This is a genomic window from Streptomyces sp. JLYT201 (genome assembly GCF_059448825.1).
In genome coordinates, this window is record NZ_CM182551.1 from 3,165,999 (window position 1) to 3,191,315 (window position 25,317).

The window sequence follows — 25,317 nt, forward strand, 5'->3', positions numbered from 1 at the left end:
ACGCCACGGCGGAAGCGGAGTTCCCTGGCATACGGGGGAGAGCGAACGCACGTCATGGGGGCGGACGCATCGTAAGGAATCAGCTGGACAACTCTCGGCGGATTGGGGCGCTTTCGATGACACCTACGCTCGTGCACCCTCACCTCTCGCGCGCGGGTGCACCCCCACGTGTGGACCGGTGCGCACGCGCGCGTGACTGGGCGGAGATCCAGGAGAGGATGCTGGTCCCCCTCGTGGACGCGGTGTACCGACGACTCGAAGTGGGCGCGGGCACCCGCCTGCTCGACCTGGGCTGCGGCTCCGGGCTCGCCCTGCTGATGGCGGCCTCGCGCGGCGCGACGGTGACCGGCGTCGAGCCGTCGGCGCCCGAACGGCTCGCCCTCGCCCGCGAACGCCTCATGCCCGAAGGGCCGTTCGCCGCGCACGCGGACACGCGCCTCCTCCAGGGCTCCCCCGGGGACGCCGCCGCGCCGGACGTCCCCGCGTACACCCTGGTGACCGCGTTCCAGCCGATCGGGTGCACGGCGGGCGACGCCGACGACCTGTCGGCCCTGCTCGACGTCGCGACGCCGCTGGCCGAGCGCGGCGCACCGGTGGTCCTGGTGGGCTGGGGCCCGCCGGAGCGCTGCACGACCTCGTCGGTGCTCCGGGTGGCGACGAAGCTCGCCGACCCCCTGCGCGGTGCCGCCGGCTGGCGCGCCGCCTGCCGGGACGACTTGGAGGACGTCGCGCAGCGCGCGGGCCTCAAGCCCGACGGATCGGGCCGTGTGGCCTGCCCCTTCGGCTACGCCGACATGGACAGCGCCGTCCGCGGACTCCTGTCCACGGGCCTGTTCGACGCGGCGGTCGGCGCGACGGACCAGGCGCAGGTCGACAAGGAGCTGACCGAGGCCCTCCACCCGCACCGGCGCCGCGACGGCACGATATGGATGCCGAACGTCTTCCGCTACCTCATCGCCCGGACGCCGTAGCCACCCTCTCCGTAGACATGGCCGTCATCCCCGTAGACCACGACCCGTCTCCGTAAACCACTAACAGCCTCTATAGACCACGACTCGCCTCCGTAGGCCATCACCCGTCTCCGTAGGCCACGACGCATCTCCGTAGACCACGACCCTCGCTACCGCCGTCCCCGTAGACCACGACTGGCCCGCACACCGTCGTGGCTGCCCCCCCCGCGGCCTCAGCCGTCCTTCGTGAGGCGGGTGATCCCGGCCACCCGGTAGGCGTCCGCCTCCTCCAGGGTCTCGTTCTCCAGCAGGGCCTCGGCCAGGGCGTCCAATTGGCCGCGGTGGTCCCGCAGTTGGCGGCAGGCGCTCTCGTAGCACTCGTCCACGATGCGGCGCATCTCGCCGTCGATGGCGTCGAGGGTCCCCGGAGCGGCGGCGAGGCCGTACGCCTGCTGGGCGTCGTTCGGCAGGGCCGAGAGCCGACCGACGCGCTCGCTCATGCCCCAGCGGGCGACCATCCCGCGCGCGATGTTGGTGACCTGCTCCAGGTCGTTCTCGGCACCCGTGGTGATGACCCCGTAGACGACGTGTTCGGCCGCCATGCCGCCGAGCGCGCCGATGATGCGGCCGCGCAGATACTCCTCCGTGTACGCGTACTTGTCGGAGTCCGGCGTGGAGAGCGTGACGCCGAGGGCACGGCCGCGCGGCACGATGGTGATCTTGCGGACGGGGTCGGCGCCCGGCTGCAACATGCCGAGCAGGGCGTGCCCGCTCTCGTGGTACGCCGTGCGGCGCCGCTCCTCGTCCGGCATGACCAGCGGCCGCTCGGCGCCCAGCTGGACCTTCTCCAAGGCCTCGGAGAGGTCGGACTGGGTGACGGCGGACTGCTTGCGCTTCACCGCGAGGAGAGCCGCTTCGTTGGCGAGGTTCGCCAGGTCCGCGCCGGTCATCCCCGGCGTGGTGCGCGCCACCTGGGCCAGGTCGACACCGTCCGCCAGCGGGATCGCCCGCGTATGGATCTTGAGGATGGCCTCGCGGCCGCCCCGGTCGGGCGGCGAGACGTTCACGATCCGGTCGAAGCGGCCGGGACGGGTCAGCGCCGGGTCGAGGATGTCGGCCCGGTTCGTGGCCGCGATGACGATGACGCCCTCCGAGCCGGAGAAGCCGTCCATCTCGGTCAGGATCTGGTTGAGCGTCTGCTCGCGCTCGTCGTGGCCGCCCATGCCGCTGCCGCCGCCGCGCGCCCGCCCGATGGTGTCGATCTCGTCGATGAAGATGATCGCGGGCGCGACCTTGCGGGCCTCCGCGAACAGCTCCCGCACCCGCGAGGCGCCGACGCCCACGATCATCTCGATGAACTCGGAGGCCGACGCCGAGAAGAACGGCACCCCCGCCTCCCCCGCCACCGCCCGCGCGAGCAGCGTCTTGCCCGTGCCCGGCGGACCGGCGAGCAGCACGCCGCCGGGCATCCGGGCGCCCATCTTCCGGTACGCGTCGGGGTTGCGCAGGAAGTCGACGACGTCGTTCAGCTCGCCCTCGACCTCGTCGATGCCCGCGACGTCCTCGAACGTGGTGCGCTTCTTGCCCGGCTCCAGCTCCACCGGCTTCGGCGGCTGCTTGCGCCCGAGCATCCCGCCCGCACCGCCCATGCCGGACGCCATCCGCCGCGCGATGAAGATCCACAGCACCACCAGGAGCAGCATCGGCGCCAGCGAGATCAGCAGGTTCGACAGGAAGCTGCGCTCCTGCACCACCGGCTCGGCCGTGACCGTGACCTTGTTCTTGGTCAGGTCCTGCCACAGCTCGTCGTCCGCGAACGCGGGCCGCTGGGTCGTGAACTTCGTGTACGTCCCGTCGCCGTCCGGGTCCTTCTGCTCCTTCTTGAGCTGCCCCTGGATCGCGTCGCCCTTGGAGTAGATCTTCGACACGTTGCCGTCGTCGACCTGCTTGCTGAACTCGGTGTACGAGATGGTCGGCTCGTCGCCGTCGTTGAAGAAGGAGAGGACGAGGTTGGCGATCAGGTACACGATCAGGGCCGTGAGGATGAGCCCGCCCCAGCCGCCCGGCATCTTCCGCTTGGGCGGCGGTGCGGGCGGCGGCTCCGGAGCGCCCTCGGAGCGCCAGGGCTGCTCGGGCTTCTGGCGCGGCGGCACAGGGTTGCTCATAAGCGGACGTTACGTCACAAAAACCCGCCCGGCACCTGCGCGGACGGCCTCGCATCCCCCGCCGGACGCGCCTGGGGCGCCCCTCCTCACGAAGGGGCGCCCCAGCGCACTCACACGACGATCCGGGCTCAGCCCATGAACTTCTTGAACTCGTCCGGCAGCTCGAAGTCCTTGCCGCCCTGCCCGGCCGGCAGGCCGAACGCGCCGCCCGCGGCGGCTTCCCCGGCCGCGGCACGCCGCGCGGCGGCCTCGTCCTCCTGCTGCTTGCGCTTCATCGGGTTGCCCGAGCGCTGCTTGCCCTTGGCCTGCTTCTGCTTCTTCTTCTGCCGACCGGGGCCGCCGCCCATGCCCGGCATCCCGGGCATCCCCGGCATGCCGCCGCCCTGAGCCATGCGGGACATCATCTTGCGGGCCTCGAAGAACCGCTCGACCAGGCCCTTCACCGCGCTGACCTCGACGCCGGAGCCCTTGGCGATACGGGCGCGGCGCGAGCCGTTGATGATCGTCGGGTCCTGGCGCTCGCCCGGCGTCATCGACTTGATGATCGCGGCCGTGCGGTCGACGTCCCGCTCGTCCAGGTTGTTGATCTGGTCCTTGATCTGGCCCATGCCGGGCAGCATGCCGAGGAGCTTGGAGATCGACCCCATCTTCCTGACCTGCTCCATCTGCGCCAGGAAGTCATCGAGCGTGAAGTCCTGGCCCTTCTTGGAGGCCAGCTTCGAGGCCATCTTCTCGGCCTCTTGCTGCGAGAAGGTCTGCTCGGCCTTCTCGATCAGCGTGAGCATGTCGCCCATGCCGAGGATGCGGGACGCCATGCGGTCCGGGTGGAACGCGTCGAAGTCGTCCAGCTTCTCGCCGTTCGACGCGAACATGATCTGGCGGCCGGTGACGTGCGCGATCGACAGGGCCGCACCACCACGGGCGTCGCCGTCGAGCTTGGAGAGCACCACGCCGTCGAAGCCGACGCCGTCGCGGAAGGCCTCGGCCGTGTTGACCGCGTCCTGACCGATCATGGCGTCGACGACGAACAGGACCTCGTCCGGGCTGACCGCGTCGCGGATGTCCGCGGCCTGCTGCATCAGCTCCTGGTCGATGCCGAGGCGGCCGGCGGTGTCGACGATGACGACGTCGTACTGCTTGGTCCGCGCGTACTCGATGGAGTCCTTGGCGACCTGCACCGGGTCGCCCACGCCGTTGCCCGGCTGGGGGGCGTACACGCCGACGCCCGCGCGTTCGGCGACGACGCTCAGCTGGTTCACGGCGTTCGGGCGCTGGAGGTCACAGGCCACGAGCAGCGGCGAGTGGCCCTGCGACTTCAGCCAGCTGCCGAGCTTTCCGGCGAGCGTGGTCTTACCGGCACCCTGGAGACCGGCGAGCATGATGACCGTCGGCGGCTGCTTGGCGAAGCGCAGGCGGCGGGTCTCGCCGCCGAGGATCGCGACCAGTTCCTCGTTGACGATCTTGATGACCTGCTGGGCGGGGTTCAGGGCCTGCGAGACCTCCGCCCCGACCGCGCGCTCCTTGACCTGCTTGATGAAGGCACGGACGACGGGCAGCGCCACGTCGGCTTCCAGCAGGGCGATACGGATCTCGCGCGCCGTGACGTCGATGTCCGCCTCGGACAGCCTGCCCTTGCCCCGGAGGGTTTTGAAGGTGGCTGCGAGGCGATCGGAGAGAGTATCGAACACGGCGGAGTCGGTCCTCAGGGTCGGCGATGGTAAGCGTTGCACCCCAGGGTATCGGGCCCGGCAAGCCAAGCGTCCCTGCCTGCCGTCACCCGACGGGCGAAGTGCCGTCAGGCGACGGACGGAGGCGGAGCCCGGCACGGCGACAGGGCTCCTTCAGCCCCACAGGGCTCCCCCAACCTCGCAGAGCCCCTCAGCTACGTAGGACTCCCCCAACCCCACTGAGCCCCTCAGCCCCGCAGCGCCCCCTCCACCCCCCGCGCCACCTCGACCGCCCGCTCCTCCGCAAGCGGCCCCCCGTCGGCCCCGGTCACGTAGAACGCGTCCACCGCGTTCGACCCGAGCGTCGACACGTGCGCGCTGCGCACCCGCACCCCGGCCGCCTCCAGCGCGAGCCCGATCCGGTGCAGCAAGCCAGGCGCGTCCTGGGCCCTGACCTCGATGACGGTGGCGCGCCGCGAGCCCGCCGACGCGACGGTGACGTGCGGCGGCGGGGCGAGCACCCCGCGCCGCCGGGGGTAGGCGGCGTCCCGTTCGGCGAGGCGCCCCGCGATGTCCAGGGAGCCGTCGAGGGCCCGTACGAGATCGGCGCGGAGCCGGGTGGCCTGCGGTAGGGAGCCGTACTCGGCGGCCACCCGCCAGTCGAGCAGCAGCACCGAGCCCCCGACCTCCGCGGGCAGTTCCAGGACGCGCAGCTCGGCCGTGCGGACGGTCAGGCGGTGGGTGGCGAGCACCCCGGCGGCGGCCGCGAGGATCCCGGGCCGCTCCGGCAGGGCGATGAGCAGCTCGACGCCGAGGCCTTCGGCGGGCCCGTCCGGGTCCGGCTCGGCCCGGGAGCGCAGCGACAGGACGGGCCCGCCGGTGCGGAACGCCTCCAGGGCGAGCCGCTCCTGCTCGGCCGACGTGGGCGGCTCGGCGCTTTCGAGCGGCTCGTTCCCGGCCAGGACCGCGTCGACGCGGCGGACGAGGTCCGCGACCAGGGAGCCGCGCCAGGAGGACCAGGCGGCGGGGCCGGTGGCCAGCGCGTCGGCCTCGGTGAGCGCGTGCAGCAGCTCCAGGGTGCCCCGGGTGCCGACGGCCTCGGCCACCGTCTTCACGGTGGCGGGGTCGTCGAGGTCGCGCCGGGTCGCGGTCTCGACGAGCAGCAGGTGGTGGCGGACGAGACGGGCGAGCACGGCGGCGTCGCCCTCCTCGAAGCCGATCCGGGTCGCCACGTCACGGGCGATGATCTCCCCGGCGACGGCGTGGTCGCCGGGCCAGCCCTTGCCGATGTCGTGCAGGAGCCCGGCCATGAGCAGCAGGTCGGGCCGCCCGACGCGGCGGGTGAGCGCGGAGGCCCGTACGGCGGTCTCGACGAGGTGGCGGTCCACGGTCCAGGTGTGCACGGCGTTGCGCTGCGGCCTGCACCGCACCCGCTCCCAGTCCGGCAGGAGCCGGGTGATCAGGCCTTCCGCCTCCAGGGCCTCCCAGACCTGGACGGTGGGCCGTCCGGCGCCGAGCAGGGTGACCAGCTGTTCGCGGGCTTCCGCGGGCCAGGGCGTCGGCAGCGGCCCGGCGGTGGCGGCGAGGCGGCGCACGGCGTGCAGGGAGAGCGGCAGGCCCGCCTGGGCGGCGGCCGCGGCGGCGCGCAGCGGGAGCACGGGGTCGCGCTCGGGGCGCGCGGCCCGGGCGAGGACGACCTCGCCGTCCTGCTCCACGACGCCCTCGGCGAGCGGCGAGCGCTCGGCCGCGGTGGTCCTCGCGCCGCCGAGCAGGCCGCGAAGGCGCGGCCGGGCGGCGCGTGCCCTCAGGACGCGGGAGACCTCGCGCCAGGTGACGTCGCCCGCGTAGGCGATGGTGCGGGCGGCCTCGTAGACCTGGCGCAGCAGCGTGTCGGCGTCCAGGAGGCCCAGTTCGGCGGCGACCTGGTCCTGCTCCTGGAGGGCGAGCCGGTCGGTGGCGCGGCCGGTGGTCAGATGCAGTGCGTCGCGTACGTCGAGCAGGGTGCGGCGCGCCTCGGCGAGGCCTTCGCGGGGCGCGTCGGCGAGCCAGGACGCGGCGACGGCGCGCAGGGCGGTGGTGTCCCTCAGGCCGCCGCGCGCCTCCTTCAGGTCGGGTTCGAGGAGGTGGCTCAACTCGCCCTGGCGTTCGGCCCGTTCCTCGCACAGCTCGCGCAGCTCGGGGAGCCGTTCGGGCGCCTGGTTGCGCCAGTCGGCGAGGACCGTGGCGCGCAGGGCCGTGGTGAGGCCGAGGTCCCCCGCGACGTGCCGGGCGTCGAGGAGGCCGAGCTGGACCTTGAGGTCGTCGGCGGCCGTCCTGCGCGCCTCGGCGGGGGTGCGGACGGAGTGGTCGAGGGAGAGCCCGAGGTCCCAGACCGGGTACCAGATGCGGTCGGCGAGGGCCGCGAGGGCGCCGGGCTCGGCGCTGCCGTCGTGCAGGAGCAGCAGGTCGAGGTCGCTGCGCGGGGACAGCTCGCCGCGGCCGTAGCCGCCGACGGCGACGAGGGCCGCCGCGCGCGGCGCCGCGAGGTCGGCGGTGCCCGCGGCGAGTAGGCCGCCGAGCCAGCCGTCGGTCAGCTCGGCGAGGGCCGAACGGCGCGGCGGCCCGGACCGCGCCTCCTGGTGCAGGAGGCGCAGCCGGGCCGCCGCGTAGCCGCTGGGTCCGGGGTCTTCGGTCTCGGTTCGTACGTCCACACTCGTCACCCGGCGGCTCCTGTTCTCCACGGTGTCCAGGGCGGTTACGGCACGGTGTCCACGGCGCCCCCGACGCGGCGCCGTGGGGGGGTTACAGCGCGTCGGGGCCGCGTTCGCCGGTCCGGACGCGGACGGCGGTCTCGACGGGCAGCGTCCACACCTTGCCGTCGCCGATCTTGCCGGTGCGGGCGGCCTTCACGATGACGTCGACGAGCTGCTCGGCGTCGCCGTCCTCGACGAGGACCTCGATGCGGATCTTGGGGACGAGGTCGACGGTGTACTCCGCGCCGCGGTAGACCTCGGTGTGCCCGCGCTGGCGTCCGTAGCCGCTGGCCTCGGTGACGGTCAGGCCCTGGACGCCGAAGGCCTGGAGGGCTTCCTTGATCTCGTCGAGCCGGTGCGGCTTGACCACCGCGGTGATGAGCTTCATGCGTCCACCTTCTTGTTCTTCGGCTCCGTCGCGGAGGCGGCGGTCTGCGCCACCGGGCCCGGCACGGCGGCCGCGGTGCGGGGCGCCGTGCCGCCGCCCGCGCCGCTGAAGTCGTATGCCGTCTCGGCGTGCTGGACCTGGTCGATGCCGCCGACCTCCTCGTCCTCGCTGACGCGCATGCCGATCGTCTTGTCGATGAGGAGGGCGAGCACGGCGGAGGCGAGGAAGGAGTACGCGAGGACGGCGCCGACCCCCGCGGCCTGCTTGCCGAGCTGGTCGAGGTTACCGCCGTAGAAGAGGCCCTTGGCGTCGGACTGGCCGCCGCCGGTGGCGAAGAGGCCGACGAGGAGGGAGCCCGTGATGCCGCCGACGAGGTGGACGCCGACGACGTCGAGGGAGTCGTCGTAGCCGAACCTGAACTTCAGGCCGACGGCCATGGCGCACAGGAGTCCGGCGACGGCGCCGATGGCGACGGCGCCGAGCGGGGAGCAGGAACCGCCGGAAGGAGTGATGGCGACGAGGCCCGCGACGGCGCCGGAGGCGGCGCCGAGCGTGGTGAACGCGCCGTGCCGCAGCTTCTCGTAGACGAGCCAGGCGAGCATGGCGGCGGCGGTGGCGACCTGGGTGTTGAGGAACATCAGGGCGCCGACGCCGTCGTCGTTGCCGAGCCAGGACCCGGCGTTGAAGCCGAACCAGCCGAACCACAGCAGGCCGGCGCCGAGCATCACGAGCGGCAGGCTGTGCGGGCGCATGGGGTCCTTCTTGAAGCCGACGCGCTTGCCGATGACGAGGATGACGCCGAGGGCCGCGGCACCCGCGTTGATGTGCACGGCGGTGCCGCCCGCGAAGTCGATCACGCCGAGCTCGAAGGCCCAGCCGCCGGTGCCCCACACCCAGTGGGCGACGGGGAAGTACACGATCGTGGCCCACAGCGTGACGAACAGGGCCCAGGCGGTGAACTTCACGCGGTCCGCGAGGGCGCCGCTGATCAGGGCGGGCGTGATGATCGCGAACATGAGCTGGAAGACCGCGAAGACGTAGACGGGGACGGTGTAGCCGTCCCAGAGCTCGGTGAGGCCGATGCCGCCGAGCCCGACGTAGTCGGAGTTCCAGGCGATGAGGCTGCCGTGGTCGGTGCCGAAGGCGAGGGAGAAGCCGTAGAGCACCCACAGGAGGGTGACGATCCCCAGGCTGATGAAGCTCATCATCAGCATGTTCAGGGTGCTCTTGACGCGGACCATGCCTCCGTAGAAGAAGGCGAGACCCGGCGTCATGAGCATCACCAGGGCGGAGCAGATGAGCATGAACCCGGTGTTGGCGGCAGACAGCTCCGGGGCGTCTGCGGCAAGCCGGATGCCTGGGGGCATCGCAGTCTCCTCGTCGTCGGATGCGGCCCGTGCGGTCCGGCCTCTGCGGTGCGAGGACGGTGGACCGGTTATGCGGCACGAGGTTGGCGCAGCGCGGTTTCGGCCAGTGCCGCTCGATGTTTCACGGCAGTGACGAAGAGGTCGGGCGTGTTACGCGTGAATGAACTGCACGCCGGAATCGGGGGACGGAACGTATCCTCCCAAAACCCCGGCCATCGAACCCCGGCCATCAGGGGAGCAACCCCCACGGCGAGCGCCCTGGTCCGCGAGAGCGGCGCCGGTTCGGGCGCGAAAGCAGCCCGGCCGCGGCGCCATCCGGATGACCTGGCATGGGGGAGCCGAGTCGGGCTGTTCGGGATGGGCTGCCGCGACCGGAGTCCTGGGGCGTCGGGCCGGAGGCCCTGGAGGGTCGGCGGGACCTCGGACCGTCAGACGGCCTCCGCGGTTTCCGGCATCTCCTGGGCGAGCTGCTCGGTGAAGTGGACGACCTCCGGGACGTCGCCGAAGTCCCGCACGGCGTTGGCGACGGTCTTGCGCAGCCGGGTGTTGACCCGCTCGGAGCGCACCTTCTTGGCGATGTCCAGCGTGTCCCTGGCGAGGAGCATGCTCTGCTCGGGCTCCTTCTGGAGCAGGTGGACGGTGGCCATGCCGATCAGGTTCAGCGCGTACGACCGCTGGTGTTCGGGGTCCTTGCCGAAGAGCTCGACGGCGCGCTCCATGACGGGCTCGGAGAGGGAGGCGTAGGTGGGGCTGCGGCCCGCGACGTAGGCGAGGTCGCGGAAGGAGTGGGCGTTCTCGCCGTTGAGCTCGGCTTCGGAGAAGAAGCGGATCCAGTCCGGCTCGGGCTCGTCCCAGTCGTCCGCGTCGGTGAAGGTGTCCTCGGCCATGCGCACCGCCCGTTTGCAGCGGCCCGGTTGGCCCATTCCGGCGTAGGCGCGGGCCTCCATCGCATACAGCATCGCCTGGGTGCGCGGGCTCGCGCAGTCGCGGCTGCCGTACTGGGCGAGGTGGATGAGCTCCAGGGCGTCGTCGGGGCGGCCGAGGTGGATCATCTGGCGGCTCATGCTGGAGAGGATGTACGAGCCGAGGGGCTTCTCGCCCGCTTCCTTGGCGGCGTGCAGGGCGAGGACGAAGTACTTCTGGGCGGTCGGCTGGAGCCCCACGTCGTAGCTCATCCAGCCCGCGAGCTCGGCCAGTTCGCCGGCGACCTTGAACAGGCGCTTGGCGGTGGACTCGGGCTGGGGCTCCTGGAGCAGGTCGGTCACCTCGTGCAGCTGGCCGACGACGGCTTTGCGGCGCAGGCCGCCGCCGCACTGGGCGTCCCACTGGCGGAACATCACCGTGGTGGACTCCAGGAGGTCCATCTCCGGCTTGGAGAGGCGGCCGGGGCGCCTGCCGGGGTACTGCTGGGGCTCGGGCTCGGCCACCACCTGGGCGGTGGAGGGGCCCGGCACCAGCCAGCGCTGCATGGGCTCGATCAGGGCGGGGCCCGCGGACAGGGCGAGCGAGGTGCCGAGGAAGCCACGCCGGGCGAGCATCAGGTCGCTGCGGCTGAACTCGCTGATGAGCGCGACCGTCTGCGGCCCGGTCCAGGGCAGGTCGACGCCGGAGACGGAGGGCGACTGGTGGGCGGCGCGCAGGCCGAGGTCCTCGACGGCGACGACGCAGCCGAAGCGCTCCGAGAACAGCTCGGAGAGGATGCGCGGAATGGGCTCGCGCGGATTCTCCCCGTCCAGCCAGCGCCGGACGCGGGAGGTGTCCGTGGAGATGTGATGAGCACCCAACTGCCTGGCTCTGCGGTTCACTTGGCGCGCCAGCTCGCCCTTCGACCAGCCGCTGCGCACGAACCAGGAGCTGAGCATCTCGTTCGGGCGCTTCTCGGCGTTCGCACCGCCACCGCTACTGCCGCCCACTGGAACGCCCCCATCCCTCAAGACACTTGTACGCGGTCCTCGGTCAAGCCCTAACAGAATGCCGTGTGCCGCGGCCGCCCGTCCGGAGAATGTCACCCATCGAACGGGAAGCCGACTTGCCTCCGGCATACCCGCGGGCGCGCACCGCTCCCGACTCCATGTACTGAAAGTAATCCTACGATCACCCCTCCGGCGAGGGCGATCCCGGAAACGCCACCATTCGCCACCCCTTCGAATGAACTCCCGGACCGCCGCACGCGATTCACTTGACACAGAACAACCGAGAGTCGGCGGAACGGAGCACACAGGGGCGCGGACCGCGGGGCACACCACCCCCGAATCCCCCGAGCGCCGCGAGCACGTGGCGGCGGAAGTCGGCGAAAGTCAGCGAAAGTCGGCTTGAGACGTCCAAACAGCGACGCCGGGCGCCACTCAAGACGGCTCAACACAGCTTAAGACAGAGAGTCACGATCCGATTCCGTCACGTAACCACGGCGCACTCGACCCGTTGGAGGGGGCATGGGCTTCACGATCGGCGGCATCCGGGGGACCAAAGAGCCCCGTTCCGGTGACCGCGGAACAAAGGATTCGGGACTCCCGGAGGCGAAGGACACGGGCGGGACGGCCCGGGGCACGGGCGACCGTGAGCCCGGCCGCGCGAAGGAGCCCAAGGAGCCGCGCGCCACGTCGCGGCGGCGGGGGCGCGCCGCGTCCGACTGCACGGCGGTGGCGGAGTACACGGGCCTGTGGGGCTGGGCCGTGGTGCCCGGGGCGCGCGCCCAGGACGGCCGCTGCTCCTGCGGCGCCGCCGGGTGTCCGGCCCCCGGCGCACACCCCCTCGACTTCGCGCCGGAGGTCCCTGCGGGCGCCACCCTCGACGAAGTGACCGACGCCTGGGGGCAGTTCCCCGGGGCGGCCGTGATGCTGCCGGTCGGCCGGGCGTTCGACGTCATCGAGGTCGCGGAGACCGCCGGGCGCCGGGCCCTGGTGCGCCTGGAGCGGATGGGCCTGCCGCTCGGCCCGGTGGCGGCCACGCCCGACGGCCGCACGCACTTCCTGGTCGCGCCCGGCGCCGCCGCCGAACTCCCCCAGCTGCTCTACCGCATGGGCTGGGACGACGCGGCCCTTGACCTGCACGGCATCGGCCCCGGCAACCACATCACCGCGCCGCCCTCCGACCGCGGCGGGCTCGGCCCGGTGCGCTGGCTGCGCGCCCCCGACCCGGACTCGGCGACGAGCCCCCCGCACGCCCGCCTCGTGCTCGGCACGCTGGCGTACGTGGCCCACCGCTCACCGGCGTAACACCCCGCACGCGCGCGGGGGCGCACTCCCCGCGCGTCGGCCACCCCATACGGAAGGGCCCCGCCCCGGCTGCACCCCGGGGTGGGGCCCTTCTCCTTGATCCGCGCGGCTGAGCGGCCACGGTGTAGGCCGCCGCGGCACGGCAGCGCCCCGAAGGGGCGCGGGGCTGTGCCGATATGTGGCTCCGCCACGCGGGCGCGACCAGCCACCGGCGGCCCGCAGGTTCGGCACCGCGCTTCCCGCGAAGCGCCTAGTCGCCGATAAGGGCATCGACGAAGGCCTCGGGCTCGAAGGGCGCGAGGTCGTCGGCGCCCTCGCCCAGGCCCACCAGCTTGACCGGCACGCCCAGCTCGCGCTGGACGGCGACGACGATGCCGCCCTTGGCGGTGCCGTCGAGCTTGGTGAGGACGATGCCGGTGATGTCGACGACCTCGGCGAAGACCCGGGCCTGGACCAGGCCGTTCTGGCCGGTGGTGGCGTCCAGGACGAGCAGCACCTCGTCGAGCGGGGCGTGCTTCTCGACGACGCGCTTGACCTTGCCGAGCTCGTCCATCAGGCCGGTCTTGGTGTGCAGACGGCCCGCGGTGTCGATGAGCACGACGTCGGCGCCCTCGGTGATGCCTTCCTTGACGGCGTCGAAGGCGATGGAGGCCGGGTCGCCGCCCTCGGGTCCGCGCACGGTGCGGGCGCCGACGCGGTCGCCCCAGGTCTGGAGCTGGTCGGCGGCGGCGGCGCGGAAGGTGTCGGCGGCGCCGAGGACGACCGAGCGGCCGTCGGCGACGAGGACGCGGGCGAGCTTGCCGGTGGTGGTGGTCTTGCCGGTGCCGTTCACCCCGACGACCATCACGATGCCCGGGGTCTCCAGGCCGGACTCGGTCTTCACGGCGCGGTCGAAGTCCGTGCCGACGAGTTGCAGGAGCTCCTCGCGCAGCAGGGTGCGCAGCTCCTGCGGGGTGCGGGTGCCGAGCACCTTCACGCGCTCGCGCAGCCGCTCGACGAGCTCCTGGGTGGGGGCGACGCCGACGTCGGCGGTGAGGAGCGTGTCCTCGATCTCCTCCCAGGTGTCCTCGTCGAGGTGCTCGCGGGAGAGCAGGGTCAGCAGGCCCTTGCCGAGCGCGTTCTGCGAGCGGGACAGGCGGGCGCGCAGCCGCACCAGGCGGCCCGCGGTGGGCTCCGGGGTCTCGAACTCCGGGGCTTCGGGGGCCTCGGGAGCCGGGGGCTCCTCGACCACGACGGGGGCGGACGCCGACGGCTCGGCGACCGGCAGGTCCACCTCCTCGATGGTGCGGCGCGGCTCGTCGCGCGGCGTCTCGGCCTCGTCGCCGACGTGCGGCTCGGCGGGGGGTGCGGTGATGGTGGGCGTGCTCGACGGGGCCTGGGACGGCGGCAGCTGCTTCTTCTTGCGGCTGCCGACGACGAGCCCGCCGATCGCGCCGACCACGACCACGGCGATGACTACAGCGAGGATGACGATTTCCATAACCCACCCAGTATCAGTCATGGCCCGCCAACGGGCCCCCCTTGTGGGTTCCTCCAAAAGACATAGGCCACTAGCCGGGATTACTCGGACTAAAGTACGATGGAAGAGGCTGCGTCAACGCGCGTAGAGTCCCATCCGAAGAAAACCCCCACCGGCTGCGACAACGTCGACGCAGACCGAGCGAGAGGCACGGAACTCCCCCTCATGAGCACCACCGCCGAAACCGCCGAACACGAAGGCGCCCTGGAGACCAGGGGTCTGGAGCCGGTCCCCGACTCCGAACGCCACGGCAGGACCCGCGAGCTGTTCCCCACCTGGGTCGCCGCCAACATCAGCGTGCTGCTGCTCACCATGGGCGCGGGCCTCATCGTCTCGAACAAGCTGAACTTCTGGCAGGTCCTGGTCGTCGCCCTCGTCTCGCCCGTCCTGAGCTACGGCCTGGTGGGCCTGGTCTCCATCGCGGGCAAGCGCGGCGGCTCCCCGGGCATGACGCTCTCGCGCGCGGTCTTCGGCCAGCGCGGCAACCTCTTCCCCGGCGCGCTGATCTGGGTCGCCCGGTGGGGCTGGGAGACGATCAACGCGGTCACGGGCGCGTACGCGATCCTCACCGTGCTCGACATCTGCTTCGGCGTGCAGGCGAACACGGCCCTGAAGGTCATCACGCTGCTCGCCTTCGTCGCCGCCACGTTCCTCATCTCGGGCCTCGGCCGCAAGGTCCTGCACGTGTGCAGCCAGTGGTCGACGTACCTCTTCGGCGCGTTCAGCGTCCTGGTGCTCGTCTACCTCCTGAAGAACACCGACTGGTCGCAGGTCTTCGACAAGCCCGCGGGCTCCACCGCGATGATGATCGCGGGCATCGGCACCATCGCCGCGGGCGGCATCAGCTGGGTCCCCACCGGCCCGGACTTCACCCGCTACCTGCCGCGCACGGCGCCGAGCAAGCCGCTGGTCGGCCACGCCGTCGGCGGTGCCGCGATCGTCGTCGTGCCGATGGTCCTGATGGGCGCCGTCATGGCCGTCTCCACGCCGAGCCTGTCCTCCGCGCAGGACCCGGTCGCCTTCCTCGGCGACCTGCTGCCGACGTGGATCGCCGTGCCGTACCTGATCATGGCCCTGATCGGCATGCTCCTGATCAACTCGATGTCGATGTACTCGGCGGGCTTCACCGCGATGACCCTCGGCATCAAGGTCCCGCGCGCGTGGGCGGTCAGCGTGAACGCGATCATCAGCCTGATCTTCGGCTACCTCCTGATGAACGTGGCGACGAGCTTCATGGGCTCGTTCATCTCCTTCCTGACGCTGCTCGCCGTCGCCTTCTCCGCCTGGATCGGCGTCTTCTGCATCGACATGCTGCGCCGCAGGACGTACGACGGCGAAGGCCTGATGGACACCACGCGCACCAGCGTCTACTGGTACAAGGCGGGCTTCGCCTGGCAGGCGATGACCTCCTGGGCCGTCGCGCTCGTCGTGGGCCTGCTCTTCACCAAGGTCGACTGGTTCAGCGGCCCGCTCGCCACGTCCTGGATCGGCCGCAACGGCCTGGGCTGGCTCGTGACGATCCTGGTCGCCGGGGCGCTGTACGCGCTCCTGCCGCGCCGGCCGCTCCCCGAGCGCGACGCGAAGGCCCCGGCCGCCGCGGCCGAGCCGGTCTCCGCCAAGGCGTGAGCCCGACGGGCCGTCCCCGGCGGCGGCCCGGCCTCCGTACACCCCTGTTCATCTGACACTGCGTCAGCTAGCGTCCCCCTCCGCCGCCCACGGCCCGCCGTCGAGACGGGCCCCGGTGAAGGGGGACGTTGCGCATGCCCGTCACAGTCGTCCGCTTCAACCTCGTCGACCCGGCGTCGCGGGAGCTCGGCGCGCGCTACCGGGCCGCCGTGGAGATGGCCGCGTACGCCGATGCCCACGGTGTCACCACGGTCCAGACCGAGGAGCACCACGGCGCGGCCAACAACTGGCTGCCCTCGCCGCTGACCTTCGCGGGCGCGGTGTTCGGCGCCACCCGACGCGTCCTCGTCACCGTCTCGGCCGCCATCGGCCCCCTGTACGACCCGCTGCGCCTCGCCGAGGACATCGCCGTGCTCGACCTGCTCAGCGGCGGCCGCCTGGTCACGGTGGCGGGCATCGGCTACCGGCCCGAGGAGTACGCGGCCCTCGGCGTCGACTGGTCACGGCGCGGCGCGCTCCAGGACGAGCTCCTGGAGACCCTGCTGCGGGCCTGGACCGGCGAGGAGTTCACCTTCCGCGGGCGCAGGGTCCGCGTGACGCCGCGCCCCGGCACCCGGCCCCATCCGCTGCTCCTGGTGGGCGGCTCCTCGCGGGCGGCGGCGCGCCGCGCGGCCCGGCTCGGCCTGCCGTTCTTCCCGAGCGCGCACCTGCCGGAGCTGGACGCGTACTACCGGCACAAGCTCACGGAGTACGGCACCGAGGGCTGGACCACGATGCCCGCGGCGAAGACCCCGCTGCTGCACCTCGCCGAGGACCCGGACCGCGCCTGGGCGACGTACGGCGAGCACTTCCTGCACGAGGCGCGCGCCTACGCGTCCTGGCAGTCGGGCGGCGTCCGCTCGGCGGTGCGGTCGACGGCCACGACGGTCGGGGAGCTGCGCGCGGAGGGCGTGTACCGCATCCTCACGCCGGACGAGTGCGTGGCGCACGCGGCGGGCGGCGCGCCGAGCCTCGTGCTGCACCCGCTGGCCGGCGGGATGCCGGTGGACGAGGGCTGGCGGGGCCTGCGCCTGTTCGGCGAACGCGTACTGCCCCGGCTCAGGGACGTCGGGTCCGTGAGCCGGGGCAGCTTTCCGCAGGAGGAGGGGGCAGCGGGGTCTTAGCCCATCTCCTCCAGGGTCTTGCCCTTCGTCTCCTTGACGAACTTCAGGACGAAGGGGATCGAGAGGGCCGCGAAGGCGCCGTAGATGATGTACGAGCCGCTCAGGGACCACTCGGACATGCTCGGGAAGGTCTTGGTGATCGCGAAGTTGGCCAGCCACTGGGCGGAGGCGGCCACGCCGAGACCGGCGGCGCGGATGCGGTTGGGGAAGATCTCGCCGAGGAGCACCCAGACCACCACGCCCCAGGAGAAGGCGAAGAAGAGCACGAAGGCGTTGGCGGCGATGATCGCGACCAGGCCCTGCGCGTGCGGCAGCGAGACGTCGTCACCGGAGCCGCTGCGGTACGAGAACGCCCACGCCATGGTGAACAGGGCCGCCGCCATGCCCGCCGAGCCGATCAGGGCCAGCGGCTTGCGGCCGATGCGGTCGACCAGGACCATCGCGATCACCGTACCGACGATGTTCACGATCGAGGTCTCGAAGGAGTACAGGAACGAGCTGGACGGGTCCTTGCCGATCGACTGCCACAGCTGGTTCGAGTAGTAGAAGATCACGTTGATGCCGACGAGCTGCTGGAAGACCGAGAGCCCGATGCCGATCCAGATGATCGGCAGGAAGCCCGCCCTGCCGCCCAGCAGGTCCTTGAACGTGGACTTGTGCTCGCTGCGCATGCCCATGTTGATCTGTGCGATGCGCTGGTCCAGGTTGACGTCCTTGCCCTCGACGTCGGCGAGCACCTTGCGGGCCTCGGCGTCGCGGCCCACGGAGATCAAGAAGCGCGGCGACTCGGGGATCGCGAGGGACAGCAGGCCGTAGAGGACGGCCGGGACGACCATGACGCCGAGCATCCACTGCCAGGCCTCGAGGCCCGCGAGCTTGCCGCGCTGATCGCCGTCGGCCATGTTCAGGATGCCCCAGTTGACCAGCTGCGACACGGCGATGCCGATGACGATGGCGGCCTGCTGGAAGGAGGCGAGACGGCCCCGGTAGGCGGGCGGCGCGACCTCGGCGATGTAGGCCGGGCCGATCACGGAGGCCATGCCGATGCCGATGCCGCCGATGAGGCGCCACACCGTCAGGTCCCAGGCGGCGAACGGCAGGGCCGAGCCGATGGCGCTGGCCGCGAACAGGACCGCGGCGATCTGCATGACGCGGATGCGGCCGATGCGGTCCGCGACCCGGCCGGCGACGGCGGCGCCGACGGCACAGCCGAGCAGCGCGGTGGCGATGATCCAGCCGAGCAGGTTGGCGTCCACGTCGAACCGGTGCTGAATGGCCACCGTGGCGCCATTGATCACGGAACTGTCGTAACCGAAGAGGAATCCGCCCATCGCGGCTGCCGCCGTGATGAAGATGACATGGCCGAGATGGTCCGGGTGGGCCTCCCGGGCCCGTGGTGTCGGCGGCTGCGCTGTGCTGGTCACGTGTACTCCTCGGGCCACCGGCGTCGCTGCCGGGGTGGGGGCGAGCTCTTCAAGTGGCGCACAACTTCTCGCCGCCCACCACCTGAAGGTAAAAGCAACGTTGCAGAGACTATGCCTTCAAGTTTCGAAGTCAATAGCTCATGAAGAACCAGTTGAATCAACACCGGTCACGGTTTGACTTCAAGAGTTGAAGCAGAATGAAGTTGATCAAGAAAGGGCGCCGAACGCGACGGTGACGGCGGCCCGGCAAGGGCGCCTGGGCACCTTCCGCAGCCGGGGGCGGCTCAGCCGCGCCGGGGCGCCTGCCGCGGCCCGGGGGGGCGGCTCAGCGCAGCCGCTGGCTGATCACCTTGGAGACGCCGTCGCCCTGCATCGAGACGCCGTAGAGCGCGTCGGCGACCTCCATCGTGCGCTTCTGGTGCGTGATCACGATGAGCTGCGAGGCCTCCTGGAGCTCCTGCATGATGCGGATGAGCCGCTGGAGGTTGGTGTCGTCGAGCGCCGCCTCGACCTCGTCCATCACGTAGAACGGGCTGGGCCGCGCCTTGAAGATCGACACCAGGAGCGCCACGGCCGTCAGTGACCGCTCGCCGCCGGAGAGCAGCGAGAGCCGCTTGACCTTCTTGCCCGGCGGACGGGCCTCGACATCGACCCCCGTGGCGAGCATGTTGTCGGGATCGGTCAGGATCAGCCGCCCCTCACCCCCGGGGAAGAGCCTGCTGAAGACGCCCTCGAACTCCCGGGCCGTGTCCCGGTAGGCCTCGGTGAAGACCTGCTCGACGCGCTCGTCGACCTCCTTCACCACTTGGAGGAGGTCGGTGCGGGTCTTCTTCAGGTCCTCCAGCTGCTCGGAGAGGAACTTGTGGCGCTCCTCCAAGGCCGCGAACTCCTCAAGGGCGAGCGGATTGACCTTCCCCAACTGCTGGTACGCCCGTTCGGCTGACTTCAGCCGCTTCTCCTGCTCCCCGCGGACGTACGGCCGCGGCTGGTTGCGCGGATGTCCGGGGTCCTCCGGCAGCTCCTCGCCCTCGGCGGGGGGCGAGGGCGGCACGAGCTGATCGGGCCCGTAGTCGGCCACGAGCCCCGCCGGTTCCACACCGAGCTCCTCCAGCGCCTTGGTCTCCAGCTGCTCGATCCGCAGCCGCTTCTCCGCGCCGAGTACCTCGCCCCGGTGAACCGAATCCGTCAGTTTGTCGAGCTCCGCCTTGAGGTCGCGCCCCTGGTTCCGCGCGGCGGCCAGGTCCCGCTCGCGCGCCTCCCTGGCCCGCTCGGCCGCTGCCCGCTCCTCCTCGGCCCGGACCAGGGAGACCTCGACGTGCGCGAGCAGCTGGCGGGCGCCGGACGCCACGGCCCCGGCGACCGCGGCCTCGTGGCGCAGCCTGGCCCGGTGCCGCTCCGCACGCGCGCGTGCCTCGCGCTCGGCACGGGCGGCCCGGTCGAGCGATTCGGCGCGCCCGGCGAGCCCCTTCACCCGCTCCTCGTGCGTACGGACCTGGAGGCGGGCCTCCATCTCGGTCTGGCGGGCGTTGGCGCCGTCGGCCGCGAGCCGGTCCCGCACCCCGGTGTCCGGCTCCTCGTCCGCGGGCATCTCCTCGGCCACGGCCAGCCGCTCGGCCAGCTCCTCGACCTCCCCCCGCGCCTTCTCCAGGGCCTGGTGGGCCTTGGCGGCGGCCGCGGCGGACCGCTCGGCCTCACCGGCGGCGCCGCGCGCCTGGCCCGCGAGGCTGCCGAGCCGCTGCGCGACGGCGGACTTCTCCCGGTCGGCGGCGCGCCGCCGCTCCCCCAGTTCCTCGACGAGCGCGGCGCACTCCCGGCGCCGCTCGTCGGCGGCCCGCTGCTCGTGCGTCAACGCCTCGCAGCGCACGCCGAGTTCGTCCAGCTCGGCGGCGGCTTCGGCCACCGCGGCCTGCACCTCGAGGAGGCTGGGCGCGCCCGCGGAGCCGCCCTGCGCGAAGTGCGCCCCGAGCAGGTCGCCGTCGGCGGTGACCGCGGTCAGCTCCGGGTGCGCGTACACCAGGTCCTCGGCGTCCTCCAGGGTGCCGACGACGACGATCCCGCGCAGCAGCCGCCGCACGGAGGGCAGCAGTTCGGCGGGGCCGCGCACGAGGTCGGCGGCGCGCGGCGGCCCGTCCTCCGCGGCCTGCCCCGCGGCCTCGTCCGCGGGGGCGGGCCCCTCGGTGTCGGTGGCCCCCGCGAGCAGGAGCGCGGCCCGGCCCGCGTCCTGCTTGCGCAGCAGGCGGATCGCTTCTGCGGCGGACGCGGGCGTCGCGACGGCGATGGCGTCGGCCGCCGCGCCGAACGCCGCCGCCACCGGCACCTCGAAGCCCGGCGCGACGGAGAGGAGTTCGGCCGCGGGCCCGAGCAGTCCCGTGAGCTGCTCCTTCGCGGCGAGCAGCGCGCCCGAGCCGTCCTTGCGGCGCAGCCCGAGCGCGAGCGCCTCGTGCCGGGCGGCGACGGCGGCCCGCTTCCGCTCGGCGGCGGTGGCCGCTTCCCGGGCCGCCGTCAGCGCGGCCTCGGCGTCGGCGAGGGCCCGGCGGGCCTCCTCGTGCCGCTCGCCGAGCTCCGCGTCGCCCGCGTCGAGCCCGTCGACCTCGGCCTTGAGCTGCTCGTACTCCTCCTGGGCAGCGGTGGCCCGCTCCTGGGCCTCGTCGCGCGCCAGGACGAGCCGGTCGATCTCGGCCTGGGCGGAAGCGGCCCGCGAGCGGGCCGCGTTGACCTGGCCGCCGAGCCGGGCGAGGCCTTCGCGCCGGTCGGCGATGGCCCGGGCCACGTCCTTCAGGCGCCGCTCCTCGGCGGCGAGGTCCCGCTCCAGGTCGGCCCGGTGCGCGACGGTGTCGTCGAGGGCGTGCTGCGCGGCCTCCAGGGCGGCTTCCAGCTCGGCCTCCTGCTCGCGGACGCGGGCGGCCTCGCGCTCCATGTCCTCCGGGTCGCGGCCGCGCCGCTCCTCCGCCGGAGCGGAGGTGGCGCTGGTGACCCGGGCGTCGGCGAGCGAGACGGTGCCGCGCACCCGCTCGGCCAGCTGCGAGAGCTCGTACCAGGTCTGCTGGGCGCGCTGGAGGCGCGGGGTGAGCCGGCGGACCTCGTCCTCCAGCTGGGCCTCGCGCGTCAGGGCGGCCTTCAGCTCCGCCTCCGCGGCGTCCCTGCGGGCCTTGAGCGCGGCCTCGTCGGCGACCTCCGTGTTCAGGGCCTCACGCAGGCCGACCAGGTCGTCGGCGAGCAGCCGGAGGCGGGCGTCGCGCAGATCGGCCTGGATGACGGCGGCGCGGCGCGCGGCGGCCGCCTGCCGCCCGAGCGGCTTGAGCTGACGGCGCAGCTCGTCGGTGAGGTCCTGCACCCGCGCGAGGTTGGCCTGCATCGCGTCCAGCTTCCGCAGCGCCTTCTCCTTGCGCTTGCGGTGCTTGAGGACGCCCGCGGCCTCCTCGATGAAGGCCCTGCGGCCCATGGGGTCGGCGTGCAGGACGGAGTCGAGCTGGCCCTGTCCGACGATGACGTGCATCTCGCGGCCGATGCCGGAGTCGGAGAGCAGCTCCTGGATGTCGAGCAGGCGGCAGGTGTCGCCGTTGATCTGGTACTCGCTGCCGCCGTTGCGGAACATGATCCGCGTGATCGTTACTTCGGCGTACTCGATGGGCAGCGCGCCGTCGGAGTTGTCGATGGTGAGGGAGACCTCGGCGCGGCCGAGCGGCGGGCGGCCCGTGGTGCCCGCGAAGATCACGTCCTCCATCTTGCCGCCGCGCAGCGACTTGGCGCCCTGCTCCCCCATGACCCAGCTCAGCGCGTCCACGACGTTGGACTTGCCGGAGCCGTTGGGTCCGACGACGCAGGTGATGCCCGGCTCGAACTTCAGTGTCGTGGCGGACGCGAAGGACTTGAAGCCGCGCAGTGTGAGGGCCTTGAGGTGCACGCCGCTGGACTCTACCTTTCGCCGAGAGTTCACCGAGGGAACGTACGGGCCGTTTCACGGAGGAAGGTGCAGGGCACATCAGAGTCAAGGAACGGCCTCGCACCGGGGCATGGACAGCCAAGTTCTGGGCACGGCTTGACCGTTCGGCATCCGGCTCCCGGTCCCGCACCCGCACGGCAGGGGTCCGGCACGACACTGCGGACGACGCACCGCGGACAACGCACCGCGGACGACAAAAGAAGAAGGGACGCCGAAGCGTCCCTTGCAGATCTCTTGAAGCAGAGCTCTTGGGTCAAGCGGTTGATACGGGCATCGTGACCACGTCGCTCCGGGCACGCGGCCGCTCTGGCGTCCCCGCGCACTTGGCGATACGCGGGAGTACGTCACGGGGACGCACGAGGTGCCGGGCCCGGGGTGGCGTGGGTCAGGTGAGCGCAGGCTCCGCCTGGGGTACGTCGATGCTCTCCAGGAGCGATTCGTGAGAAGCGGCAGCCGTCAGCGCGTCGTTCTCCGCCTGGATCCTGACCAGCTCGGATTCCAGGTCCTGGACGCGCTGCTGGAGCCGTCGCATCTCGGCGAGAAGTCGCGGGTCGCTGCCGCCGACGTAACCGAGAAGCGCCTTTGCCATGATGGATGGTCCTCCACACTGAGTGACCGACCGAATCGGTGTGGGTCGTGAGGGAATCGCACCCGCGGTGCCTGGCACTCTTCGGTTCTTGCTGGGTCTTACTTGGCCGTTCTCACATGCCAAACAGCGAGGATGCGCGGGGCTTCCAGCGTCTCACCAAAAAGTTTGACGGTCAACACGATCACACCCCGTATTGACGGGCATCCCGGGGGCACACGGCGGTCGAATCCGCTGCGGTGCCTCTCCTTCGGGGCCCTGGGGGTGTGGAGATCATCCTTACCCGCGGAGCCTGTCACGGCAAGGGCTTCTTGGCAATCACCAGGCCTTTTTTGCCCCAGGGGACCGTCGCGCCCCCAGCAGGACCGCGCGTGCGCCGGCTCCTGGGAGGCGCGGCATCAGCGAATCGCGAACGACTCGTAACCGCCCCGCGGCGTGTCCCAGATCTCAGTCACACCGTCGACCCGGCCGGGAGTGTCGCCCCTCTCGAGCCAGTCGAGGAGCGCCTCGCACCCGGCCCGGGGACCCTCGGCGACCACTTGCACGCGGCCGTCGTCGAGATTGAGAGCAAAACCACTCAGGCCGCCGATCTCCAGGGCCCTGGCCCGCGTGAACCAGCGGAATCCCACGCCTTGCACACGGCCGCGCACCCAGGCGGTGAGCCGGACTTCTTCGTTCATAAGGTGCACGCTAACCGGCCAATCGCACAGGGAGCACTTCGCCCCCTTGCGCCATCGCGTACAGTCGCGACTCGACGCGCCTCACCCGTACGGGCGAGTCACGTGGACCGTCAGGACGACGCCGGGGCACATGACCGGGCGTCTCGACGAAAGGCCAGACATGGGACGCCACCGACGCTCCGCCGCCGGCCGCGCCGCCACCGGCCGCGCCGATCACGCGAACCCGTCCGACTCCGCCGCAAGCCCCGCCTCCCCCGATGCCCCGGTGGGGCCGTTCCACACCCCTGGCACCGACGCCACCCTCGGCACCGGGCCCCCGCCGCGCTCGCACCGCCGCAAGGCCCGTGCGGCCGCGCCGGTGCGCACCGGGCTCCTCGGGGTCTCCGCCGCCGTCGCCATGGGCGCCGTCGCGGTCGCCTCGGGGCTGCTGCCCGGCGGCGACACCTACACCTTCGGCGGGAGCGACGGCGCGGGTGCCATGAGCTCCGCCACCTCCCCCTCCGACCTGGACCCGCAGGGCGGCGGCTCCGGCACCGCCGAGCGCGGCCCGGCCCCGGCGCCCGGCACGGGGCGTGCCGAGGCCCCGGCCCCGACGCCCTCGCCGGCGGCCGGCGACAAGCCGTCCGCGAAGCCGTCGAAGAAGCCCACGGCCGAGCCGCCCCAGGGCAAGGAGCGGGACGACGCCGACCGGGCCGACCGCGACGAGGCCCCGGACGAGCAGACGAAGAAGCCCGCACCGCCACGCGCCGACGAACCGAAGCCCACCCCGCCCGCGCCCCGGCCCGAGCCGTCCACGGGGGACAGCTCCGCCGAGGCCCAGGTGCTCGCGCTGGTCAACGAGGAGCGCGCCAAGGTGGGCTGCCGCCCCGTGAGCGCGGACGGCAGGCTGGCCGCGCTCGCCGAGGGGTTCAGCGCGGACATGGCCGAGCGCGGCTTCTTCTCGCACACCGACCCGGACGGCGCGACCCCGTGGGACCGCGCCGAGAAGGCCGGGATCAAGGACCTCGGCGGGGAGAACATCGCCCGCGGCCAGGCCGACGCCCGGGCCGTGATGGACGCCTGGATGAACAGCCCGGGCCACCGGGCGAACATCCTCAACTGCGACTACAAGACCCTCGGCGTCGGCGCGCACTTCGCGCCGGGCGGCCCGTGGTGGACGCAGGACTTCGGCTTCTGAGGACCCGCGCCCCGCGTGGCCCGCGCCGCTGTGCCCCGGGCGGGCAGCGGCCCTGGCGGGCGGCGGCTCAGGCCGCGACGGCCGCGCGGCCCGCGACGAAGGCGCGCGCGGTCTCCGTGACGCGGCGGCCGAGGTGCTCGGCCGTGGCGATGTCCGCCTTGTGCACGGCCTCCGGGCCCTCGTCCGAGTTGGTCTGGGCGGCGGCACCCGAGAAGAAGCCGAGGCGGTTGAGGTCGTTCTCGGAGCCCGTGGAGGAGTTCCAGCCCGGGAACAGGCCGAGGTTCACCCAGTGCATGCCCTGCTGCGCGGCGAGCGTCTGGAAGTACTGGAGCGTGTGCAGCTTGTCGCCGCTCTTGGACGCCGAGTTGGTGAAGCCCGCGGCGATCTTGTCCTGCCAGGCGCGGGTGAACCAGCGCTTGGAGGAGGCCTCCGCGAAGACGTGGAAGGCGCCCGACGCGGTGCCCATGTAGGTGGGCGAGCCGAAGACGATCGCGTCGGCGGCGTCCAGGAGCTCCCACTGGGCCTCGGTGATCTCGTCGACCTTGACCAGGTGCACGGTGGCACCGGCGTCGGCGGCACCGGCGCGCACGGCCTCGGCGACGACAGCGGTGTGGCCGAAGCCGGAGTGGTAGGCGATGGCGACGACGGGGCTGGTCATGGGGTGCTCCTCGGGTGGGCGAGTACAGGGGACGACGGCGGCACCCGGGTGCTCACC

Annotated in this window: 17 protein-coding genes; 5 read left to right on the forward strand and 12 right to left on the reverse strand. The window is 72.4% G+C overall.

Going from position 1 to position 25,317, the window contains the following annotated elements:
- The first annotated feature begins 116 nt into the window (after positions 1 to 116).
- Positions 117 to 971: a class I SAM-dependent methyltransferase gene (locus AC5WAM_RS12475; protein WP_495522627.1), complete on the forward strand. Its 855-nt coding sequence runs from the start codon at positions 117 to 119 to the stop codon at positions 969 to 971.
- A gap of 212 nt (positions 972 to 1,183) precedes the next feature.
- Here the strand turns inward: AC5WAM_RS12475 and ftsH are convergent, their stop codons facing one another.
- The 6 genes from ftsH to nsdA all read right to left on the reverse strand — a co-directional run bounded on the left by ftsH (position 1,184) and on the right by nsdA (position 11,182).
- The gene (ftsH, locus tag AC5WAM_RS12480; protein WP_366792595.1) at positions 1,184 to 3,115 is read right to left on the reverse strand and encodes an ATP-dependent zinc metalloprotease FtsH; all 1,932 of its coding nucleotides are present in this window, start codon (positions 3,113 to 3,115) and stop codon (positions 1,184 to 1,186) included.
- Positions 3,116 to 3,243: 128 nt separating this feature from the next.
- Positions 3,244 to 4,803 (reverse strand): signal recognition particle protein, encoded by a 1,560-nt coding sequence (gene ffh / locus AC5WAM_RS12485; RefSeq protein ID WP_366792594.1) that lies wholly within the window; start codon positions 4,801 to 4,803, stop codon positions 3,244 to 3,246.
- A 227-nt stretch (positions 4,804 to 5,030) separates the two neighbouring features.
- A complete protein-coding gene (locus AC5WAM_RS12490; protein ID WP_495522628.1) occupies positions 5,031 to 7,481 on the reverse strand; it encodes a [protein-PII] uridylyltransferase in 2,451 nt (816 codons plus the stop codon).
- Positions 7,482 to 7,563: 82 nt separating this feature from the next.
- Positions 7,564 to 7,902, reverse strand: coding sequence for a P-II family nitrogen regulator (locus AC5WAM_RS12495; RefSeq protein ID WP_138962057.1), 339 nt, complete (start codon positions 7,900 to 7,902; stop codon positions 7,564 to 7,566).
- Positions 7,899 to 9,269 carry an ammonium transporter gene (locus AC5WAM_RS12500; protein ID WP_495522629.1) on the reverse strand — a complete coding sequence of 457 codons (1,371 nt, stop codon included), beginning with the start codon at positions 9,267 to 9,269 and terminating at the stop codon, positions 7,899 to 7,901. The genes AC5WAM_RS12495 and AC5WAM_RS12500 overlap by 4 nt, the downstream gene beginning before the upstream one ends.
- Before the next feature lie 428 nt (positions 9,270 to 9,697).
- Positions 9,698 to 11,182 (reverse strand): transcriptional repressor NsdA, encoded by a 1,485-nt coding sequence (gene nsdA, locus AC5WAM_RS12505; RefSeq protein ID WP_242724210.1) that lies wholly within the window; start codon positions 11,180 to 11,182, stop codon positions 9,698 to 9,700.
- A 519-nt stretch (positions 11,183 to 11,701) separates the two neighbouring features.
- Here nsdA and AC5WAM_RS12510 point away from each other — a divergent pair.
- Positions 11,702 to 12,484 (forward strand): bifunctional DNA primase/polymerase, encoded by a 783-nt coding sequence (locus AC5WAM_RS12510; RefSeq protein WP_366792590.1) that lies wholly within the window; start codon positions 11,702 to 11,704, stop codon positions 12,482 to 12,484.
- 250 nt (positions 12,485 to 12,734) lie between these two features.
- Here AC5WAM_RS12510 and ftsY read toward each other — a convergent pair whose 3' ends face one another.
- On the reverse strand, positions 12,735 to 13,964 hold the full coding sequence (ftsY, locus tag AC5WAM_RS12515; protein WP_495522630.1) for a signal recognition particle-docking protein FtsY: 1,230 nt from the start codon (positions 13,962 to 13,964) through the stop codon (positions 12,735 to 12,737).
- A 204-nt stretch (positions 13,965 to 14,168) separates the two neighbouring features.
- Between ftsY and AC5WAM_RS12520 the strand changes: the two genes are divergently transcribed.
- The gene (locus AC5WAM_RS12520; protein WP_495522631.1) at positions 14,169 to 15,629 is read left to right on the forward strand and encodes a purine-cytosine permease family protein; all 1,461 of its coding nucleotides are present in this window, start codon (positions 14,169 to 14,171) and stop codon (positions 15,627 to 15,629) included.
- A 134-nt stretch (positions 15,630 to 15,763) separates the two neighbouring features.
- Positions 15,764 to 16,792, forward strand: coding sequence for an LLM class flavin-dependent oxidoreductase (locus AC5WAM_RS12525; RefSeq protein ID WP_495522632.1), 1,029 nt, complete (start codon positions 15,764 to 15,766; stop codon positions 16,790 to 16,792).
- Here AC5WAM_RS12525 and AC5WAM_RS12530 read toward each other — a convergent pair.
- The 4 genes from AC5WAM_RS12530 to AC5WAM_RS12545 form a co-directional block, all read right to left on the reverse strand.
- Positions 16,789 to 18,216: a sugar porter family MFS transporter gene (locus AC5WAM_RS12530; protein WP_495522633.1), complete on the reverse strand. Its 1,428-nt coding sequence runs from the start codon at positions 18,214 to 18,216 to the stop codon at positions 16,789 to 16,791. The genes AC5WAM_RS12525 and AC5WAM_RS12530 overlap by 4 nt on opposite strands.
- A gap of 325 nt (positions 18,217 to 18,541) precedes the next feature.
- Positions 18,542 to 22,120 carry a chromosome segregation protein SMC gene (smc, locus tag AC5WAM_RS12535; protein ID WP_495523572.1) on the reverse strand — a complete coding sequence of 1,193 codons (3,579 nt, stop codon included), beginning with the start codon at positions 22,118 to 22,120 and terminating at the stop codon, positions 18,542 to 18,544.
- 424 nt (positions 22,121 to 22,544) lie between these two features.
- The gene (locus AC5WAM_RS12540) at positions 22,545 to 22,748 is read right to left on the reverse strand and encodes a hypothetical protein (RefSeq protein WP_030675993.1); all 204 of its coding nucleotides are present in this window, start codon (positions 22,746 to 22,748) and stop codon (positions 22,545 to 22,547) included.
- 395 nt (positions 22,749 to 23,143) lie between these two features.
- Positions 23,144 to 23,425: an acylphosphatase gene (locus AC5WAM_RS12545; RefSeq protein WP_366792584.1), complete on the reverse strand. Its 282-nt coding sequence runs from the start codon at positions 23,423 to 23,425 to the stop codon at positions 23,144 to 23,146.
- 160 nt (positions 23,426 to 23,585) lie between these two features.
- On the opposite strand from AC5WAM_RS12545, the gene AC5WAM_RS12550 reads away from it, so the two are divergent.
- On the forward strand, positions 23,586 to 24,602 hold the full coding sequence (locus AC5WAM_RS12550; RefSeq protein WP_495522634.1) for a CAP domain-containing protein: 1,017 nt from the start codon (positions 23,586 to 23,588) through the stop codon (positions 24,600 to 24,602).
- A 67-nt stretch (positions 24,603 to 24,669) separates the two neighbouring features.
- Here the strand turns inward: AC5WAM_RS12550 and AC5WAM_RS12555 are convergent, their stop codons facing one another.
- Positions 24,670 to 25,260 carry a flavodoxin family protein gene (locus tag AC5WAM_RS12555; protein ID WP_172382152.1) on the reverse strand — a complete coding sequence of 197 codons (591 nt, stop codon included), beginning with the start codon at positions 25,258 to 25,260 and terminating at the stop codon, positions 24,670 to 24,672.
- Positions 25,261 to 25,317: the final 57 nt, after the last annotated feature.

Excerpts from the sequence above, each read along its gene's own strand:
- AC5WAM_RS12525 (WP_495522632.1), top strand. The coding sequence starts at position 15,764 with ATGCCCGTCACAGTCGTCCGCTTCAACCTCGTCGACCCGGCGTCGCGG.
- AC5WAM_RS12555 (WP_172382152.1), bottom strand. The coding sequence starts at position 25,260 with ATGACCAGCCCCGTCGTCGCCATCGCCTACCACTCCGGCTTCGGCCAC.
- AC5WAM_RS12475 (WP_495522627.1), top strand. The coding sequence starts at position 117 with ATGACACCTACGCTCGTGCACCCTCACCTCTCGCGCGCGGGTGCACCC.
- AC5WAM_RS12550 (WP_495522634.1), top strand. The coding sequence starts at position 23,586 with ATGGGACGCCACCGACGCTCCGCCGCCGGCCGCGCCGCCACCGGCCGC.
- AC5WAM_RS12545 (WP_366792584.1), bottom strand. The coding sequence starts at position 23,425 with ATGAACGAAGAAGTCCGGCTCACCGCCTGGGTGCGCGGCCGTGTGCAA.
- AC5WAM_RS12520 (WP_495522631.1), top strand. The coding sequence starts at position 14,169 with ATGAGCACCACCGCCGAAACCGCCGAACACGAAGGCGCCCTGGAGACC.
- AC5WAM_RS12510 (WP_366792590.1), top strand. The coding sequence starts at position 11,702 with ATGGGCTTCACGATCGGCGGCATCCGGGGGACCAAAGAGCCCCGTTCC.
- AC5WAM_RS12540 (WP_030675993.1), bottom strand. The coding sequence starts at position 22,748 with ATGGCAAAGGCGCTTCTCGGTTACGTCGGCGGCAGCGACCCGCGACTT.
- AC5WAM_RS12495 (WP_138962057.1), bottom strand. The coding sequence starts at position 7,902 with ATGAAGCTCATCACCGCGGTGGTCAAGCCGCACCGGCTCGACGAGATC.
- ftsY (WP_495522630.1), bottom strand. The coding sequence starts at position 13,964 with ATGGAAATCGTCATCCTCGCTGTAGTCATCGCCGTGGTCGTGGTCGGC.
- ftsH (WP_366792595.1), bottom strand. The coding sequence starts at position 3,115 with ATGAGCAACCCTGTGCCGCCGCGCCAGAAGCCCGAGCAGCCCTGGCGC.
- AC5WAM_RS12500 (WP_495522629.1), bottom strand. The coding sequence starts at position 9,269 with ATGCCCCCAGGCATCCGGCTTGCCGCAGACGCCCCGGAGCTGTCTGCC.